Source organism: Chitinophaga sancti, from assembly GCF_034424315.1.
In the GTDB taxonomy this organism is placed as follows: Bacteria; Bacteroidota; Bacteroidia; order Chitinophagales; family Chitinophagaceae; genus Chitinophaga; species Chitinophaga sancti.
The window spans coordinates 7,221,678-7,242,437 of record NZ_CP139972.1; the positions used below are offsets into that span (position 1 = coordinate 7,221,678).

Here is a 20,760-nt window from a genome sequence, read left to right on the forward strand (position 1 = left end):
TACTGCATGATTACAAGTGGCCTATTGTGATCGCTGTGAAACCCAACCGAGGTTAGCCTTTTACTGTGAAACGCAAACATTGCAACAACCAAAATGAATCGCAAAAACATGACGAAATCTAAACGCACGCCGTCCGGGTAACCATTTTCAAAAAATCGGTTAATCCATAAAAAACTATGTTCTGCACCGCAGCAGGTGCTGCTATTGCCCTGGCTTCACAAGAGCCGGAATGGGCATTCTATTTCCTGAAACGCACAAAACAATTTATGACCAATGCTTAAAAAGGCGACCCTATTCCTTCAACTAACCGTGTTGGTGTCACTGTTATCCATACACGCTTCCGGTTTTGGTATACAGGATGCACTTGAAAAGAAAATATCCCTTGAGTTAAAAGACGTGTTGCTCAAAGAAGCATTGGACAAGATCGGGAATCTCGCTGACGTATCATTTATATACGCCGGCAACTCTGTCACAGCCATCGACAAGGTCGATGTGAATGCTCATAATGAAAAGGTGGGAATGCTCCTCAATAGATTATTAAAACCTTATTCTCTGTCGTATACCGTATTGTATGATCGTATCATCATCCGCCAGGCAGAAAAGAAGATCAATTCAAGTGTCATCAATACCGGCCATGCCGTGGCCTTCCGCACACAGGACATTAAAGGTGTGGTACTCACCATCAACAACGAACCACTGCCAGGTGTAGCAGTGATGATCAAAGGGACTACAAGGGGAACAACTACCAATGATAATGGTGTGTTCGAGTTAAAAAATATTCCGGCTAATGCCGTCCTCGTTATCAATCTTACCGGTTATGAATCGCAGGAGATTTCACTGGCTACTATCAAAAGAGATCAGTTGACCGTTATACTGAAAGAAAAAACAACCAAGCTACAGGAGGTAGTTGTTACCGGATTTCAAAACATTGATAAAAATAAGTTTTCTGGTGCTGCTACCCGTATTAAAATGGAGGATGCGAAGATAGACGGTATGGCCGATGTAAGCCGCATGCTGGAAGGCCGCGTAGCCGGTGTGTCTATTCAAAACGTATCCAGCACATTCGGTTCTGCTCCTAAGATCCGTGTACGTGGCGCAACCTCTATTAATGGTGATAATAAACCATTGTGGGTAGTAGACGGTGTTGTACTTGAAGATGTAGTGAACATCAGCAATGATCAGCTGTCCAGTGGAGACCCTACCACGCTGATGGGCTCCTCTGTTGCCGGTCTGAACCCGAACGATATAGAGAGCTTCGATATTCTGAAAGATGCTGCCGCTACAGCTTTGTATGGTGCCCGTGCTATGAATGGGGTAGTGGTGATCACTACCAAAAAAGGTAGGGTAGGTAAACCATCTGTTGTATACAGCGGCAATTTCAGCACCCAGCTGAAACCCAACTATGGTAATTATAATATCATGAATTCAGGCCAGCAAATGTCCGTACTGGCAGAACTGGAGCGCAAAGGCGCGCTGACTTCAGATATTCTTTCCCGTGCTGATAACGGGGTCTATGGAAAGATGTATGAGCAGCTGAATGCAGATGAAAATGGCAACTTCCCATTAGAAAATACACCGGCGGCAAAGCGTAAGTTTTTGCTTAGATATGCTTCTGCCAATACTGACTGGTTCAACATCCTGTTCCGTACCAGTTTTATCCAGGAGCACTCCCTCAGTATTTCCTCCGGTACAGACAAGTCTCAGTCCTATTTCTCCACCAGCTTTTATCACGATAAAGGCTGGACAGTCGCCGACAGGGTAAGCCGGTACACACTCAACTTCCGGAACAACTATAAGTTGTCCGACAAGATCTCGGCCGGCTTCTCTGTCTTAGGCTCTGTACGTCAGCAGAAAGCACCCGGTGCCCTGAGCCGTACCAGCAATCCTGTAGAAGGGCAGTATGACCGTGATTTTGACATCAACCCGTTCAGCTATGCACTGAACACCAGCCGTACGCTGACAGCCTTTGATGAAAGTGGAAAGAGAGAATACTTCAGAAGGAATTTTGCACCGTTCAACATTCTCACGGAAGTAGAAAATAATTACCTCAAAATAAACATGATGGACCTTCGCCTGCAGGGAGACTTTTCCTGGAAGCTCGCGAAGAACCTTCGCTATGAACTGGTAGGTGCACTGCGCTATGTAAAGTCATCACGCGAACACCAGATCACAGAGAACAGTAATATGGCGAATGCTTACCGTGCAAACGGGAATTCTACCATTGCAGAAAACAATAAGTTCCTCTACCGTGATCCGGACAATCCCGACGCATTGCCACAGGTGGTATTGCCTTATGGTGGTTTTTACAACCGTACGGAAGACCTGCTGGTCAACTACGATTTCCGTAACAGTTTGAACTACTCTCTCAATGTGGCAGACAGGCATAACCTGAATGTACTGGTAGGACAGCAGGTAAAGTATGCTGACAGGCAGAACTCGTCGAACACCGGTTATGGTTACCAGTATGAAAACGGTGGTGTAGCCTTCACTGATCCCCGTATCCTGAAGCAAACTATCGAGAGCAATTTTCCATACTATGGTATGAGCCAGGACTACGACCGCTTTGCAGCATTCTATGCCAGTGCCACATATGCTTTCAAAGAGAAGTATAACCTGACAGGTACTACCCGCTATGATGGGTCGAACAAACTGGGTCGTTCTAAGAATGCACGCTGGTTACCTACCTGGAGTATATCGGGCAGCTGGAACATAGACAAAGAAGCATTTATGAAACAGGCGTCGTGGGTAGATTATCTTGCTTTACGCGCCAGCTATGGTCTGACAGCCAGCATGGGCCCTGCTACCAACTCCAACATTGTTTACCAGACTGTGAACACAAACCGCGGTCACCTCGATGAAGTAGAATCAGTTATTAAGATCGCACACCTGCAGAACGATGACCTTACCTGGGAGAAGATGTACACCACTAACATTGGGCTGGATGGTACCTTCTTCGACAGACGCTTCAATTTCTCTATCGATGCATACAACAAAAAAAGCTTTGACCTGATCAGCCTGATCAAAACATCCGGTATAGGTGGTGAACTGTATAAGGCGGCTAACTATGCGGACATGACTTCAAAAGGGATCGAAGTAATGGTAGGCGGTGACATCGTGCGCACTAAAGACTGGGGCTGGAAAGCAAATGTGACCTTCGGTTACAATACCAACAAGATCACTAATGCAAAGAACATCCCTTCCATCTTTGACCTGGTAGTACCGGAAGGTGGTAATAAAGAAGGATATCCTGTCAGAGGCCTGTTCTCTATTAAATATGAAGGCCTGGATCCAAAGAATGGTTATCCCCGTTTCCTGAACCAGAGTGGTAATAGCAGCCCGGATGTATACCTGCAGGATCTGAATACCTCTCACCTGGTATATGAAGGCCCTGTAGATCCTCCTGCCAATGGTGGTCTGTCCAATACTTTCCGATACAAGAATTTATCCCTGAATGTATTTGTCACTTACCAGTGGGGCAACAAGATCAGGCTGTACCCTGCCTTTAAAACAGCGTACTCTGACCTGGATGCAATGCCCAAAGAGTTCTATGACCGTTGGGTAATGCCGGGCGAAGAGACCGTGACAAGAACACCTTCTATTCTCGATGCCCTGGAGCAAAATGTGATTTACGGCACTTATCCATATAACAACTATAACTATTCGACCGATAGAGTGGCCAAAGGAGATATGATCCGTTTGAAGACAGTATCCCTCACATATCAGCTGCCGCAACACCTGACCAGGAAAGCTGGTTTAAGTAACCTGTCTGTTACCGGTGCTGCCATCAATCCATGGCTGATTTATGCAGACAGTAAGCTGAGAGGACAGGATCCTGAATTCTTCAATACAGGAGGTGTAGCTCAACCTATTCAAAAGCAATTCACCCTTTCATTAAAAGTAGGACTCTAAAAAGAAGAAGACTAACATGAAAAATTTTACACGGGTATCATTGATCAGTCTGGGCCTGCTTACTATGAGTAGCTGCAGTAAATATCTGGACCAATCTCCTGATAGTACCTGGACAGAATTAAATACACCGCAAAAGGTATCCCAGTTATTAGGTACAGCTTATCCGCAGGCTAACTATATCGTGTTTGCTGAAGCGATGTCTGACAACGTAACAGACAAAGGTGCCGGGGTTATAGAAAGGACAAATGAAGATCCATATTTCTTCAATGATGTAAACGACATTAAAGAAGATTCTCCTGAGTGGTACTGGACAGCATGCTACAAAGCGATTGCCGCCTGTAACAATGCACTCAAGGCGTGTGAGAACGCGCCTGATTCTTCCCGGTATCGGGCACAAAAGGGAGAAGCGCTGGTAGCAAGAGCATATGCACACTTTATGCTGGTGAACTTCTTCTCGAAATTTTACAATGCTGCCACAGCCGCTACTGATCCGGGTATCCCATATGTAATAGAACCTGAGACAGTAGTATTCGAGCAATACAACCGTGGTACGGTTGCTGAAGTGTATGATAAAATTGAAAAAGATCTGCTGGCTGGCATTCCCCTGATCAACGACGAAAAATACGAGGTTCCTCATTACCACTTCAATAAATCAGCGGCTCACGCCTTTGCCACCAGGTTCTACCTGTTTAAGAAAGATTATGCAAAGGTGGTGGAGTTTGCCAACAAAACATTCCCAAACAATGACCTGGCCAGTTACATGCGTCCATGGAATACGACCTACAGAACAATGACCCCGTCTATGCTGTGGGAAACTTATGCCAGGGCTACTGAAAAGTGCAATCTGCTCCTCGTGGAAACACAGTCCACTTACGGCAGAAATCTGGCACGATACCGTTTTGGCCTGGACAATAACATTGAAACTTCCGTACTGTCGAAGAATGTGGCAGGTGGTAATTACTCCTATCCAATATACTACTATGGTACCCGCGATTACTTTGTACCAAAGCTGACAGAATACTTTGTAAAGGCATCTGTGAACGCGACAATCGGAGATCCTTATGTAATGGTACCCCTGTTTACTACAGAAGAAGTTTTGTTCAACAGGGCCGAGGCGAACCTTTACCTGGGCAATACTGCTGATGTGCTCTCCGATCTGAACCTGTTTGCCAGCAAGCGTATCGTGAATTATGATGCCGGCAGGCATGCGGTAAGCGTTGCCAAAGCACAGACGTTTTACAACACATCAAATAGTAACAATGCACTCCTGAATACCATTCTTGATTTTAAGAGAGCAGAGTTTTTACAGGAAGGGCATCGCTGGTTTGATTTACAACGGTATGGCGTCACCATCACCCACTACGACATCTATGGTAATAAGACAACTGTAGCTGCTGATGATAACCGCCGTGTATTGCAGTTGCCATTGTCTGCCCAGACAGCAGGTCTCGCTTTAAATCCAAGATAACAACCAAAAAATATTTGCATATATGAAACCGTTAAACGCATTCTTTTTCTTTCTGCTGGTGATCGCACTGGCGGCTTGTTCGAAAGAAAACGATGATCTAAGTGGTGTGCAAGATATCCCCGGCCTGGGTGGCGACACCTGGGTCGAGGATTCTTTAGACAAATGGCTGCATGATTCCCTCACCGTGCCTTACAACATAGAGGTGAAATACAAATGGGATCAGTTTGAATTTGATGTGACAAAAACTTTAGTGCCACCCAAAGAAGAAGTGGTGGTTCCTGCTATGCAGGCAATCAGGAAGGTTTGGATAGATAATTATATCAGATATGCCGGAGAACTTTTCTTCAAAAAGTATTCTCCCAAATTTTTCATCCTCTCAGGTAGTGCCAGCTGGAATGACAATGGTACCATCACCCTGGGTACTGCCGAAGGAGGCCGCAAGGTGGTCATGTACCTGCTGAACGAATTCCGTACCAAAGGAATGGATGGCTACCGGCTGGGTGATACCGCCAACGTGAAACAGATCTTTCACGTAATAGAGCACGAATTCGGGCACATCCTGCACCAGAATGTTATGTATCCAAGCGAGTTCAAAAAGATCAGTGTAGGGCTTTATACGGCCAACTGGAATAATATCTACGATTCCGATGCGCACCAGGATGGCTTTGTAACCCCCTATGCCATGAGCAGCGAAAATGAGGATTTCGTAGAAATGATCGCCACCATGCTGATTGAAGGGAAGGAGGGATTTGACAGGATTGTAAACAGTGTGCAGAACAGGACCAGTGACAACGGCACGACCCAGGCACAGGCAGTAGCTGCCCTGCGGCAAAAAGAAGCGATGGTCGTGAACTATTACAAGTCCGCTTACGACGTGGATTTCTACGCCTTGCAAAAAGCCACCAGGAATAGTATTAACGCACTTTTTTATTGATGCGCACCAAAATCTAAATGCAATATGAGAACAAATTTATCTCTGTATATATTACTTACTGCATTATTATTTGCCGCCTGTAAAAAGGAGGATGATAACGTATTTAAAAAATCGCCCGATGAAAGGCTCAATGAGGTACTTAGTACCTATAGTACTGCACTTACCAGCGCCCCTTACGGATGGAAGGCACTGGTATATCCCTCGGGTTTTCCTACCCTGCCATTTAGTTTCTATTTTAAGTTCGATACTGCGAACCGGGTACGAATGTATTCGGACTGGGATACAAGCACACTGACCAATGCCCGTGAAAGTAGTTATCGGCTAAAAGCCCTGCAGCAACCTTGTTTATTATTTGATACCTACAGTTACATTCATATACTCTGCGATCCCGATGCCAGCGTTAACGGCGGATATTATGGCAGCGGTCTGCTGTCTGATTTCGAGTTTATACTGGATGGTATGAGCAGCAATGGTGATACTATTAAACTTACAGGACGTCAGCATGCCAGCAAGGCCGTGCTCGTCAAAGCTACCTCCAAAGAGGCACAGGATTATTACGATAGAAAACGGAACTGGGACTTTAACTATTCTTCCCGGTTTCTTACTTATTTTAAAAAGCTGCACACTGGTAAAGGAGATTATGATATCTACATTAACCACAGCTTCAAACGCGTACGTATTGTAAACGCCAACGTAAAATTCAGTGCCGGTTTTTACCTGACACCCACAGGTGTCGCATTTGATAAACCCTTTACAGACGCCGGAGAAACCATTTATGGATTTGATGATGTCATCTGGTCAGAAAACAATCAGCTCATGAGCCTCAAGGTCAATGGCAGAGCTGCAACCATCAACAGTGATAAGAAGCCTTATATCGTGGACAGTACTGCCGGCAGCCGCTGGTACAATACCGCCCTGAATGCGGCCACCTACTTTATCGCGCCCAATGGCATTCATGTAGATGGCCAGGATGATTATTACAATTTAGCATCTGTTCCGGGTTTTACCTACCTGTTTTACTATCCGAATTTCGGACAGAGCGGGTATGACTTCAATGGACTAATGGAGAAGTCCTACTATGGGCCTGCCTATAAAGCGAAGTTCAGTACTGCAGGGATTACCACCTTCACCTATGGAGGCACTTTCTACACCATCCCTGACTACAGTACCACCGCTATATCTAACATCGTCACCAAATTCACAGAAAGCGCCGGTTACTACTTTGTACAAACCAGTGACAACAATACCTATGATATGGTGAATGTAAAAGATGCCCGTAGCTGGATCAGCTGGCAATTGTACTAATGCATTAACCCTAAATAATAGAAAAAGAGAACCATATGAGAACCAAGCCTGTTTCTGTACGCCCCGGGGCTATCTTATACCTGTTATTGTTGTTGCTGCCGGCCATTGGCCTGCATGCACAGACTGATATTACCATCGGTCTGGGCAACGGTAGCAACGGTAATACATCCTACCCGTGTCCTATACAACACTGGTACCAGGCCTCCCGGGCCCAATACCTTTATCGCGCTTCAGAGCTGACTGCCAAAGGCATGGGCCCTGGTATGATCAATGCGGTGAAATTCAATGCTACCTCTGTAGGTAGCGATGTTACTGCTTCAGAACAATATGCTATCAAGATAGGCGGCACTACGGTGAGCACACTGTCTGATTCATATTATGAACCTGTAGGTAATAATTTTTATGGGCCCCTTGATTATTTGCCCGTGGTTGGGAATAACTCCTTTGCCATTCCTTCCGGTTTCTTCTGGAATGGTACGGACAATATCCTGGTAGAAGTATGTAATGGTGGATCCGGCGAGTATTCACATCATGCTGTATTTCCTTACACAACAGGTCTTGCGTTCAATGGATCTCATACCTATTATCAGGATGCGGGCGCCACTCTTTGCGGCACCAGTTCTGTGAACTCTGCATCAACTACCCGCCCCGATATTATTTTCAACTGGACTCCTGCAGCTGCGTGTACCGGCACTCCTACCGCCGGTACTGCAGCCAGCAGTGCTTCCAGCGTATGCCTGAACGAAAGCTTTACCCTTTCTCTCAGCGGTACCACAGTCGCTTCCGGTCTTAAGTACCAGTGGCAATCATCTACAGACAATAGCACATGGACAAATATTCCAAATGATACATTGTCATCACTTACTACCACACAGGCTGTGTCCAAATATTATCGTTGTGTGGTTACCTGTTCTGCCAGCGGTAATGCGGCGAACACTACAAGCGTACATGTCACAAGTCCGTCTTTAGTGCATGGTACTTTTACTATTAATAAAGCATTGCCTACAGGTGCAGGCAACTTCGCCTCATTCAATGATGCTTACAATTATATTAAATGCGGTATCGACGGCGCTGTGATCTTTAATGTAGTTGCGAATGCTGCTTCCGCTTACAATGAGCAGCTGATCATGACACCAGTGCCTGGTGCATCGGCCACCAATACCGTCACCTTCAATGGTAACAATGATACGATCGCTTACCTCAGCACGACAAGTGCAGAGAGAGCTGTGATCAAACTGAATGGCGCAGATTATATTACTTTCAATGATCTCGTGATTCAGGCCAAAGGCAGTACCTCCAGCCAATATGGCTTTGGTGTACAATTGATGAACGATGCAGACTTCAATACCATCAATAATTGTAAGATCCTCGTCAATACCACTTCCTCCTCATCTGATTATGCAGGTATCGTGGTCAGTTCTTCTGCTACCTCAGCTACCGGTAGCGGTGCCACCAATTCAGACAATAACACCATCAGCAATAATACCATCATAGGCGGCTACTACAGTATTACACTGGTAGCCAGCGCTACGAACTCAAATGGCAGCAATAAGATCATCAACAACAAACTGCAGGACTTCTACTACTATGGTATCTATATCCTGGGTGCGTACAACCTGACATTTGAAAAGAATACCATCAGCCGTCCTACACGTACTTCTGTAGATAACTTCTATGGCGTGTATGCAACGGGCCTCAACACCAAACTGAACATCAATGCCAACAGGATCACAAACCCATTCGGTGGAAATCCTGCCAGCACCAGCACATTCTACGGTGTTTACTTTACCGGCGTAGATGCATTGAATACGCTGGAAAACGTAGTGAGCAATAACCTGATCGCCAACCTCACAGGTAGTGGTTCAGTGTACGGCTTCTACAACAGTTCTTCTGATAACGTTTTCTATTATCATAATACCCTTTCACTGGATGGATCTGCAACACCAGGCACATCGTACGTGACAAGAGGTTTCTATCAAACTTCGCAGGCAGCAGGTATTTACCTTCGAGATAACATGATCACCATTAATCGTGGTGGTCAGAATGCGAAACACGGTATTTACTTCTCGACCACATCAAGCGATATTGTATCTAACTACAACAATATTTTCCTGGCCTCAACAGTGGCCAATGCCTATACCGGATACTATTCGGCTAACAGGGCAACACTTACAGACTGGAAAACTGCTGCTTCACAGGATGCGAACTCACTGGCTGCAAATCCTATTTACAAGGACAGCACCAATGGCAACTATGCACCCAGCAGCCAGACCGTGAACGACAGAGGTATACCTGTAGGCATTACTGCCGATATCAACAGCAATACCCGCAGTACTTCCACTCCGGATATGGGTGCTTATGAATTCACCCCTGATCCATGTACTGCACCACCTGTACCAGGCACTTCTACTGTGAATAAAAACCCGGTATGTGTGGGTACGAGCGTAGGCCTGGGGCTTACCGGAAATAGCAATGGTCTCACACAAACCTATCAGTGGCAATATGCTGCTGCCGCTGCAGGACCATGGACAAACCTGGGTGCATCACTCAATTATCCTGATACAGTCATTGTTTCTACAGCTACCTTATACTACCGTACAGCAGTGACCTGTAGTGGTAATACGGCCTACTCAGCACCTGTGTTGCTGACCGTGAACCCCGCACTGCCGCCAAATACCTATACGGTAGATAAAAATTCACCAGCCAGCGCGACCAACTATCAGAGCTTTGCAGCGGTGAAAGTAGCACTGGAATGCGGTATCTCCGGCCCTGTGGTATTCAATGTAGTGGCAGGTCGTACACCTTATGAAGAAAAGTTCTCGCTGGATTCGGTCAGAGGTACGTCTGCGATCAATACGATCACCTTCCTTGGTAATGGTAACACTATTCACTATAGTTCCAATACCACCGATGAGCGTGCGGTTATTAAGCTGAAGCACACAGACCATATCATCTTCGATAGTCTGACCATCGATGCAACTGGTACTGGTACCTATGGCTATGGTGTACAGTTGATAGACCATGCGGATAGCAACGTGGTAAGGCACTGTACTGTCATCTCAAATACTACTGAAAGTTACAATACAAACTTCGCGGGTATCGTTATCAGTGCATCGGATTCAGATCCGGTTTCATCCGGAGCGACCCGTTGCACCGGCAACCTGATTGACAACAACAAGGTAACGGGTGGTTTCTACAGCGTAACTGTAGTAGGTGACGATGGTGATCCGGTATATCTGAACTCCATCACTAACAACGTTCTGCAGGACTTCTATTACTATGGTATCTACCTGGAATCTACTTCCGGTACCACAGTGAAAGGCAATACCATACAACGTCCTACCCGTACTAATGTGAGTTACTACTATGGTTTGTATGCATATGGTGAAAACACCAACCTGAAAGTTCTGGAAAACAGGTTCACCAATCCATTTGGCGGTGCACCTACCTCCACCAGTTATTTCTATGGCATATATTTCAGCAACGTGTCTGCCAATAATATGACACCGATTCTGGTTGCGAACAATATCATGTACAAGACCACAGGTGCGGGATACCAGTATGGTATTTACAACTATAGCTCGCCCAATATTAATTACTACCACAATACTATTTCGTTGGATAATACTGGTGGTAGCGCTTCTTATTATTCAAGAGGCTATTATCAGTCCAGTACCACAACTGGTATTAATTTCAAGAATAACATCATTACAATCAATAATACCGGTGCTAACTATAAATATGCAGTCTACCTGTCATCAACCGGAACAGAGTTCTTCGCTGATCACAACGACTACTATGTAGCGGGCGGTGGTAGCAATAAATACATCGGTTACAGCAATAATAACCTGGCAACCCTGGCAGACTGGAGAGGAACCACCGGTCAGGATGCCGCTACCATCAGTATAGACCCTATCTATGCCGATGCACCAAATGGAAACCTTACACCTGTGATCTATCCGCTGGATAATACAGGTATCCCATTAGGTATCACCAACGATATCGTACATAAAACAAGAAGTACAACTACACCTGATATCGGTGCTTATGAAATAGACATCGTACCATGTGTATCTCCACTGAATCCGGGTACTGCAGTAGTTACCCCTAACAGTAACATCTGTATGGGTACCCAGATCAGCCTCGATCTCACCAGCAATACACCTGGTGGCCGCATGACCTACCAGTGGCAGGCATCTTATACAAACAATGGTCCATGGATCAATGTATCTGATACCCTGTATGTATCTCAGTACAAGATGGAACTGGGCATGCTGAATTACTTCCGTTGTAAGATCGTATGTAGCGGTACTGACAGTGCCTTCTCGACAGTGGCTGTCGTAAATATGAATGCACCACTGGTAAAAGGATTGTACACCATCGATCCGGCAGGTTCAGGTACCCGCAACTTCACTTCCTTCCAACAGGCTGTAACAGCACTGGAATGTGGTATCGCAGGATGGGTCATCTTCGATGTAGTGCCTGGCACTTACACAGAACGGATCCGTATGCACAAAATTCCTGGTGCGTCAGATACCAGCCGTATTACCTTCCGTAGCCAGAATGGTGCCCCCGCATCTGTAACGCTGACAACAGCACCAACTGCTGCGAATAACTATGTGCTGAAACTGGATAGCGCAAGCTTTATAACTTATAAGAATATTACCATTAAAGCAACCGGATCTACCTATGCAAGAGTAGTAGAACTGGCTGGTACCACCGCGTACGATAGCTTACTTACCAACAATCTGGTGATGCCGGCAACGACTTCGAACAGTACAAATATGACAGGTGTGTATGCAGGTAGCTTTAAAGGAAACAATAATGCAATTGTCGGGAATACCATCACAAATGGCGCCAGTGGTATCTATTTTACAGGAACCGGTACAAGCGAAATGGCAACGTCCATCGTGATAGACAGTAATACGGTAACTGGTTCCTATGTGAATGGTATCTACACGTCTTATGTAGATAGTATTGTGATCACACGCAATAATGTGAAACTCGCAGCGCCACTGGCCAGCTCTGCATATGGTATTTATAGCTATTATGATGACGGTGCGTTCAAAATAAACCACAACATCGTGAAGATCGGCAGTGCTACCACTACTACCTATGGTATCTATACCTATAGTTGTGATGCATCGCAGGCTGATACTGCACAGATAGATGGTAACAAGGTGATTGCCACCACAGGGAATACAGGTAGCATGTACGGTCTGTACAACCAGTATTCAACCTATGTGAATAACGTAAACAATGTGATCAACATCGCGACATCAGGTAGCAGCTCCTACGGTTTGTACAGCAGCAGTGATGCGAATAGTGTGTACTACAACAATACAGTACAGAGTGCCGCCACTTCTGCTACCAACAACGTGGCTGCTTACCTGGGACATGCTTCTGCCGGATACAGCAATGTATTCTTCAGAAATAACATCTTCTCTCATACAGGCGGCGGTTATGCCATGTATGTGACCGGTGTGGAGTATCATAACAGTGATTACAACACATTGTATACTTCAGGTACGAACCTGGTTAGAAACGCTAACCTCGCAGTAAACTATACATCGCTGAATGCCTTCGTGACAGCTGCCGATCAGGACATACATTCTATCGTGTACAAACCAGCATTCGAAGCAGGTAATGATAATCTGCTACCAGATCTGAATAACCCTGAAGTATGGGCTATCCATGGTCGTGGTGTACAGGTAAGAGGTAATAAGCATGACTTCAATGGTGCTTACCGTCCGCAGACACTGGCAGAAGGTGTGCCTGATATGGGTGCGTACGAGTTCCTGCCAGCGGTAGAACCAGTGTTGTTAACACCAATACCGGCTGCTCCGTCTCCGGGCATTACCCAGACATTCATGTTCGGAACAGATACTGTAGCGAAAATCACATGGGCATCTTCCGGTGCCGTACCAGCTTCCCTGACGCTGAAACGCTACTCAGGTATCAAACCGCCAAACCTGACGCCGACACAGGAATTCATGTACTTCTATTCAGACGTGGATGCCAGTGGTGCATACAGCAACTTCGATTACAAACAATACTATGTGCCTTCATGGCAGGGTACATTCACCAATGAAAAATCCATTCACCTCGGTAGAACAAACGCCGATTCTGCATGGATCGTAAATGACAGCAGTAAGATCGATACTGACTTAAAGATCATCTCTGAAAATCATTTATCCTATCTCGACAGATATACCGGTCTCAAAGGCAGCGAGCCTGATGTACCAAGCTTCCCTGCATTGCCGGATAGTTCTAACAGGGGTACCCGCTTCTGGGTGGGCTATGGCCACCAGTACTACATGAATCAGGATAACTCACAGAACATGGTGCTGTACCTGAGTGCACAACAACCTGCACATGTGGTGGTGAAGATCCATGGTACCAGCTACAGAAAAGAATACACGGTAGCAGCCAACTCAGTATTGGCTACAGACATCATTCCTAAAGCAGGTCTGAGTGATGCCCGCCTGTTAGGTGAAGGTCTGTACGAACAAGGTATCAGTATAGAAAGTGACGTGCCTATCGTAGCCTATGCCCACATTTATAGCTCTGCTTCTTCTGGTGCAACCATGCTGTTGCCTGTAGGAACTTACGGCTATGAATACTATGCGCTGACTTCCCGTCAGAATTATAGCTCCACTTCTTATTCGTGGTTCTATGTCATCGCAGACAATGATAATACAGTAGTTGAGATTACACCATCTGTACCAACACTGGCAGGTAAACCGGCCAAGGTGCCATTCACGGTGACATTGAACAAAGGCCAGGTGTACCAGGTACTGGGTGCGATCATGAGTGGATCGGAAGGATATGACCTGTCTGGTAGTAAGGTGAGATCTATCACCAACGCAGCTGGTAAATGTTATCCGGTAGCTGTCTTCTCTGGTAACAGCCGTACTTCCTTAGGTTGTGATGGCTCGGTGGGTTCTTCCGGTGACAACGCCATTCAGCAAAACTTCCCGTCACAGGCATGGGGTATGCATTATCTCACAGCGCCTACTTCCAGTTCTGATGATCCGGCTACACTTTCTACGAACATCTTCCGTGTAATGGTGAAAGACACCAATACCGTTGTGAAACTGAATAACGTGCCACTGACAGGTCTGATCAATGGTCGTTACTATCAATACCAGAGCAATACTGCCGATTACCTGGAGGCTAATAAGCCGGTCATGGTAGCACAGTACATGTCTTCTGAAGGTGCTTGTCCGAATACCGGTTCATTAGGTGATCCTGAAATGTTCTATATCAGTCCGCTTGAACAGGGTATCAATGCTGTAGGTCTGTACCGCAACGTGGTAGATGACATCGAGGTGAACTATCTCACACTGATCATTCCTACAGGTGGTGTACCATCACTCCTGATTGATAACAGTAACCTCTTCGACTATACTTATGCACATCCTAATAAACCAGGATATACAGTAGTCGTGAAGACTTGGCCCGCAGCATCTGCACAGTGTATAGTGACCAGTGACTCCGCCTTTACTGCGGTGACCTACGGTATGGGTAGTGTGGAAAGTTATGGTTTCAACGCCGGTACACTGGTAAGAAACCTGAATGCGACAACTTCCTTTAACAATAACTATGGCACCGGCGCCAGCTCTAATTATACCTGTGCCGGTACGCCGTTCCATTTCACAGCCATGCTGCCAATCAAACCAGTCTCCATCACATGGGAACTGAGTCAGGTCAGCAATCTGTTGCCGGCAGGAGATGTTACTCAGACAAACCCTGCAGCACTCGATAGCATTGTAGCCAATGGCAAGACTTATTATAAATATGATCTCACAGGCGATTACATGTTCACTGCGCCAGGTACTTATTACATCCCGATGAAGATGCAACATCCTGAAATCGAAAGCTGTGACAACAGTTCGGAAGTAGTACTTACCATCAAGGTGATCAGAAAACCTGTAGTGGATTATAGTATCGATTACTCCGGTTGTGTGGCAGACATCGCTGAACTGACAGGTACTGTTACCACTGAAAACAACGCTGCGATCAATACCTGGAAATGGAATTTCGCAGATGGTACGACTGCCGCTACACAAAAGGTAACCAAACAATATCCTGCAGCCGGTACCTATGTCGAAGAGCTGCACATCATCACATCAGAAGGTTGTATCGGTGATACTTCGAAAGAAGTGGTAGCGAATGAACCTACTGCTGCAAAACTGGTAACAGACAGCTTCACTGTATGCTACAATTCATCTGTCACCTTCACCGTGAAAGATCCGGAAGCAGGTGTAACCTATAGCTGGTTCAACGCGAAAACTGGTGGGGCACGCCTGGATACGGGCAAGACCTTTACCATCAACCCGGTGACAACTCCTGGTATCTACTATGTAGAGGCGATGAAGAATGGTTGTGTAAGCACATCCCGTACCGCAGCGAAAGTAACCGTACTGCCACAACTGACAGCACCGGTTGTAGAAGTGGACAGCATTGGTGTGAACACCATCCGCTTCAAATGGAATGCGATACCTGGTGCTACCGGTTACGCAGTAAGTATCGACAATGGTAATACCTGGTCTGATCCATCATCCGGACCGCAGGGTACAGAGCATATGATCACAGGCCTGAGACCTGTACAGGAAGTAACGCTGATCGTGAAAGTAAAAGGTTGTGAAGACAAGCTCTCTCTGCCTGTATCAGCTATCACCCTGACCGATGGTATCTATATTCCAAATGCATTCTCTCCAAATGGTGACGGGTTGAACGATGTGCTGAAAGTATATGGCGCTGTGATCCGCGAAGTACACTTTATGGTGTTCAACCAGTGGGGTGAGAAGGTATTCGAATCAAATGACCAGTCATTAGGCTGGGATGGTTTCTACAAGAATAAGGCGCAGCCTTCAGGTGTATACATCTATGTAGTGAAACTGAAACTGATAGATGGTAGTGCAATAGATCGCAAGGGTTCTGTGAACCTGATCCGGTAAGCCTAATAAATAGTTATCCCATGAAGTATCCTGTTTTAAATAGTACTGCTTGCTATTGCTCTCCACCTAAGGGTGGGGGCAACAGCGGCAGCTTACAACGGCCCCTGTGGCTCGCATTGCTCTCGTTGTTCATGATGGCGGTATCAGGTCATGCACAAAATCTTTCCAACAAGGGAACGGAATTCTGGACAGCATATGGACACCATCAATTCATGGAACCAGGACAGCCCAACTCGCAGGAAATGGTATTGTACCTGAGTGCAGAGCAACCGGCAGTCGTAACAGTGTCAGTAGACAGCCTCGGCTGGAGCCGCACTTATTCCATTCCTGCCAATACGGTGATTGCCACTGATTATATCCCTAAAGGAGGTACTTATGATGCGCGTTTGTATTCCGTGCCGCCAGGCTTTGGTGGTACAGGTGGTGAAGGTGTGTTCAGGTACAAAGGTATTCATATTGTGAGCGATGTACCCATTGTTGCGTATGGCCATATATTTGGTTCAGCTTCATCAGGTGCCACCACGCTGTTGCCTGTCAATACCTGGGGGTATTATTATGTATCGCTGAATAGTGAGCAGAATTATGGTTCAGATTGTTTTTCCTGGATGTATGTGATAGCGAGTCACGATAGCACGGTCGTTGAAATAACACCTTCTGCGCTGACCCGTAATGGACGCCCTGCCAATGTGCCTTTCACAGTGACATTGAATAAAGGACAGATCTATCAGGTAGTAGGTACTACGAATGGCAGCTCAGGCCCTGAATTGACGGGTACCAAAGTTCGCTCCATTGCAAATCCGGGCGACACGTGCTATCCTATTGCCGTATTCTCTGGTAGTAGCCGTACAGCTATTACCTGTACACCTGGAGGTAGCGGCAGTGGGGATAACAATATGCAGCAGGTATTTCCATCGCAGGCATGGGGTAAGCGTTATCTGCTGGCACCTACCAGTACTGATAACAGTCCTTCTACCTTCATGACCAATATTTATAAGGTAGTGGTGAAAGACCCCGCCACAGTCGTGAAGAGAAATGGGGTTGTATTGACGGGGTTGATAGGTAATAGTTACTACCGCTTTACAAGTGGTACAGCAGATTATATAGAATCAGATAAACCGGTATTGGTTGCACAATTTATGTCCTCTTCAGGCTCATGCCCCAATACAGGAGGTCTGGGTGATCCTGAAATGGTGTACCTCAGCCCTATAGAACAGGCTATTAAAAATATCGGTTTCTATAGGAATAACAGGGAGTCCATTAACGTAAATTACCTTACCCTGATCATCCCAACTTTAGGCGTGCAATCCTTGAAAATAGACGGGCAGAACAATGCGTGGAATTATACTTATGCACATCCCGCCCTGCCTGGTTATTCAGTAGTCATCAAGCGTTGGTCTGCAGCCCAGGCACAATGTCTCGTATCGAGTGACTCGGCTTTTACAGCAGTTACCTATGGGTTAGGTTCTGTAGAGAGTTATGGCTACAATGCAGGTACACTCATCAACAACCTGAATGCAGTTGGTACTATTCACAACCAGTATGATACTGCCAAATCAAAGAATGATTTTACATGCACGAATACACCTGTAGAATTGTCTGTATTACTGGCATATCATCCCACAAAGATGGTGTGGCAAATCAGTCAGCTGGGTAGTGCGATCACACCTAACGCCGATGTTGTGATAACGAACCCGGTAAGTACAGGTCAGGAAATTGTAAATGGTGTGCCTTATTTCAAATACACCCTTCCTGGCACCTACCAGTTCAGTAATACAGGCACTTACAATATCACAATTACAAACACCAACCCTGAGATTGAAAAATGTGATCATACCGAACAGGTGAAAATCTCTGTGACCGTTAAGAAGAAACCTTTTGCAAAGTTTACTTATACACATACTGGTTGTACAAAAGACTCTGTTTACTTTACAGGAGACACCAGCGCGAGCGGATATGATGTTAATCGCTGGAAGTGGACATTCGCAGGACCTGTGTTGGATAGTGGTCAGCATGTAACACATGCATTTGCTCCCGGCCAGCAGAATATTAAGCTCAGTGTGATCACGGAAGAAGGTTGTGTGGCTGATACGACCGCATCTATTACTATCTATCCAAGACCAACAGCCAATTTCAATACCAATGTGCAGAGTGTATGTGAAGGCAGTAATGTGACCCTCACGGATCAGTCAACCTTTGGTGGCAGTGGACCTCTCGTAGGCTGGTACTGGGATGAAGGCAATGGAACAACGAATAACAACACCACTGCTGCGGCACAAACAGCGCATTACGATGCATATGGTACTTATAATATCAGGCATGTTGTAAAGGTGAGTGACCTTTGTGTGAGCGATACTGCCACAAAAACAGTTACGGTGTATGCAAAACCGGTGCCTTCCTTTACCTATCCTGACAATTGTCTGGCTGTAGATGGTATTGTACAATTCACCAGTACTACAACAGTACCGGATGCACAGACGCTGAGCTCTTACACCTGGGATTTCGGAGATGCTGCTGCTACACCTGCTAATCCAAATACAAGTACAGCCGCTAATCCACAACATACATATACTTCCTTTGGTACTTATACGATTAAATATAGTGCCACCACTGCCAATGGTTGTACCAAAGACACAACGGTGACAGCCATCTTTAAGCTGAAACCAAAACTCAATTTTACAAAACTCGATTCTGTCTGCGTAAACCAGAAAGGTACGCTCGATATCGCAAAAGCTGCGGTGACGAATGGGGTAACAGGTACAGGTGTGTATAAAGGTCCGGGAACAAATGCTGCCGGGGTGTTCAGTCCAACAACCGCAGGAGCTGGCACACACACTATCTGGTATGTATTTACAACTAAGAGTGGTTGTATAGATTCTATTTCTGCCACTATCAAAGTAAATCCAAAACCAGCTGCGGCCTTCACAGCCAATGATGTATGCCTCGGCGCGCCTGTGGCGATCAGTGACCAGTCAACGATTTCGGCGGGTACAATCAGTTCCTGGAGCTGGAGCTTTGGTGATGGCAACAGCGAAACGCATACCAATAATACAACCTTCAACAAAACATATACTGCCTGGAAGACCTACACTGTGAAACTGGTAGCGGTCAGCGATAATGGTTGCACGAGCGATACCGCTACCAACACAGTGGCTGTACACCCGAACCCGACTACCGACTATACACTGCCTGCGCATATCTGTATGCCGGAGGGTATTGCTGCATTCACCAACAACACTTCTACACCTGATAGATCGGCGATGACTTATCAGTGGAATTTTGGTGACGGCACAGCCAACAGCACTACATCTTCTCCTACGCATGTGTATCAGCAGGCAGGCAGCTATACGGTGATGCTGACCGCTACTACCAAATTTGGTTGTACAAGCAGTAAAGACAAGGTGCTGAGTGCCTTCTTTACACAGCCGGTGGCTAAGTTCTCCGTATCGCCTGATACGCTTTGCCAGGGTACAGAAAGTGTATTCACTGATCAGAGTACAGATGCCAGCAATAACATTACTACCTGGAGCTGGACATTCGGTGATGGCAGTAGTTCTACCAGCCGCAATCCGGTGAAGGAATACACTACGCCGGGAGAATACACAGTTCAGCTTACCGTCACCAACGGTGCAGGTTGTGTATCCACTACGGCCAGTGACCAGGTAGTGGTCTACCTGCAACCCGTAATCGATGCAGGCGATGACTTTGTCGTACCACAGGGTACCCTCATTCAATTCAATGCGACTGCTAACGATAGTACCCAACTGGTATTCCGCTGGTCACCGGGCGAAGGGCTGTCATCTGCCAATGTGCTGAACCCATGGCTGGTGGCAATGGCAGACCAGGTATACACCCTCACTGCAATCGGCAAAGGTAGTTGTGGTGCACAGGACAAGATGACTGTAAAAGTGCTGAAACCGGTGAAAATACCGAATGCGTTTTCTCCTAACGGAGACGGCATGAACGACCGCTGGGTGATTTCCAATCTCGCAGATTACCCGGGAGCCAGCATCGAAGTATTTAACAGGTATGGACAAAGGGTATACTATTCTGTGGGCTACGAAACACCATGGGATGGTATGTGGAAAGGCAAGCTGCTACCGCTGGCTACATACTACTACATCATCAAACTGAAAAACGGGTTCGCACCTCTCACCGGGTACGTTACAATACTTCAATAAGCA

6 protein-coding genes are annotated in these 20,760 nt (G+C 46.1%); all 6 read left to right on the forward strand.

What is annotated here, in order from left to right; all coding sequences use genetic code 11:
• Nucleotides 1–273: 273 nt before the first annotated feature.
• Genes U0033_RS28520 through U0033_RS28545 form a run of 6 tightly spaced genes read left to right on the forward strand, consistent with a single transcriptional unit; the run spans nucleotide 274 to nucleotide 20,757 of the window.
• Nucleotides 274–3,909 (forward strand): SusC/RagA family TonB-linked outer membrane protein, encoded by a 3,636-nt coding sequence (locus U0033_RS28520; protein WP_072364510.1) that lies wholly within the window; start codon nucleotides 274–276, stop codon nucleotides 3,907–3,909.
• Nucleotides 3,910–3,925: 16 nt separating this feature from the next.
• Nucleotides 3,926–5,377 carry a RagB/SusD family nutrient uptake outer membrane protein gene (locus U0033_RS28525; RefSeq protein WP_072364508.1) on the forward strand — a complete coding sequence of 484 codons (1,452 nt, stop codon included), beginning with the start codon at nucleotides 3,926–3,928 and terminating at the stop codon, nucleotides 5,375–5,377.
• A 22-nt stretch (nucleotides 5,378–5,399) separates the two neighbouring features.
• On the forward strand, nucleotides 5,400–6,311 hold the full coding sequence (locus U0033_RS28530; RefSeq protein ID WP_072364506.1) for a zinc-binding metallopeptidase: 912 nt from the start codon (nucleotides 5,400–5,402) through the stop codon (nucleotides 6,309–6,311).
• Between the two features lie 24 nt (nucleotides 6,312–6,335).
• Complete coding sequence (locus U0033_RS28535; RefSeq protein WP_072364504.1) at nucleotides 6,336–7,616, forward strand: DUF4302 domain-containing protein; 1,281 nt, start codon at nucleotides 6,336–6,338, stop codon at nucleotides 7,614–7,616.
• Between the two features lie 35 nt (nucleotides 7,617–7,651).
• Entirely contained in the window at nucleotides 7,652–16,579 is an 8,928-nt protein-coding gene (locus U0033_RS28540) for an Ig-like domain-containing protein (RefSeq protein ID WP_072364503.1), read from the forward strand.
• 20 nt (nucleotides 16,580–16,599) lie between these two features.
• The gene (locus tag U0033_RS28545; RefSeq protein ID WP_072364501.1) at nucleotides 16,600–20,757 is read left to right on the forward strand and encodes a PKD domain-containing protein; all 4,158 of its coding nucleotides are present in this window, start codon (nucleotides 16,600–16,602) and stop codon (nucleotides 20,755–20,757) included.
• Nucleotides 20,758–20,760 lie beyond the last annotated feature (3 nt).

What these genes read in the sequence shown, in the direction of transcription:
- U0033_RS28530 (WP_072364506.1), top strand. Translation starts at nt 5,400, where the DNA reads ATGAAACCGTTAAACGCATTCTTTTTCTTTCTGCTGGTGATCGCACTG.
- U0033_RS28525 (WP_072364508.1), top strand. Translation starts at nt 3,926, where the DNA reads ATGAAAAATTTTACACGGGTATCATTGATCAGTCTGGGCCTGCTTACT.
- U0033_RS28535 (WP_072364504.1), top strand. Translation starts at nt 6,336, where the DNA reads ATGAGAACAAATTTATCTCTGTATATATTACTTACTGCATTATTATTT.
- U0033_RS28545 (WP_072364501.1), top strand. Translation starts at nt 16,600, where the DNA reads ATGAAGTATCCTGTTTTAAATAGTACTGCTTGCTATTGCTCTCCACCT.
- U0033_RS28520 (WP_072364510.1), top strand. Translation starts at nt 274, where the DNA reads ATGCTTAAAAAGGCGACCCTATTCCTTCAACTAACCGTGTTGGTGTCA.
- U0033_RS28540 (WP_072364503.1), top strand. Translation starts at nt 7,652, where the DNA reads ATGAGAACCAAGCCTGTTTCTGTACGCCCCGGGGCTATCTTATACCTG.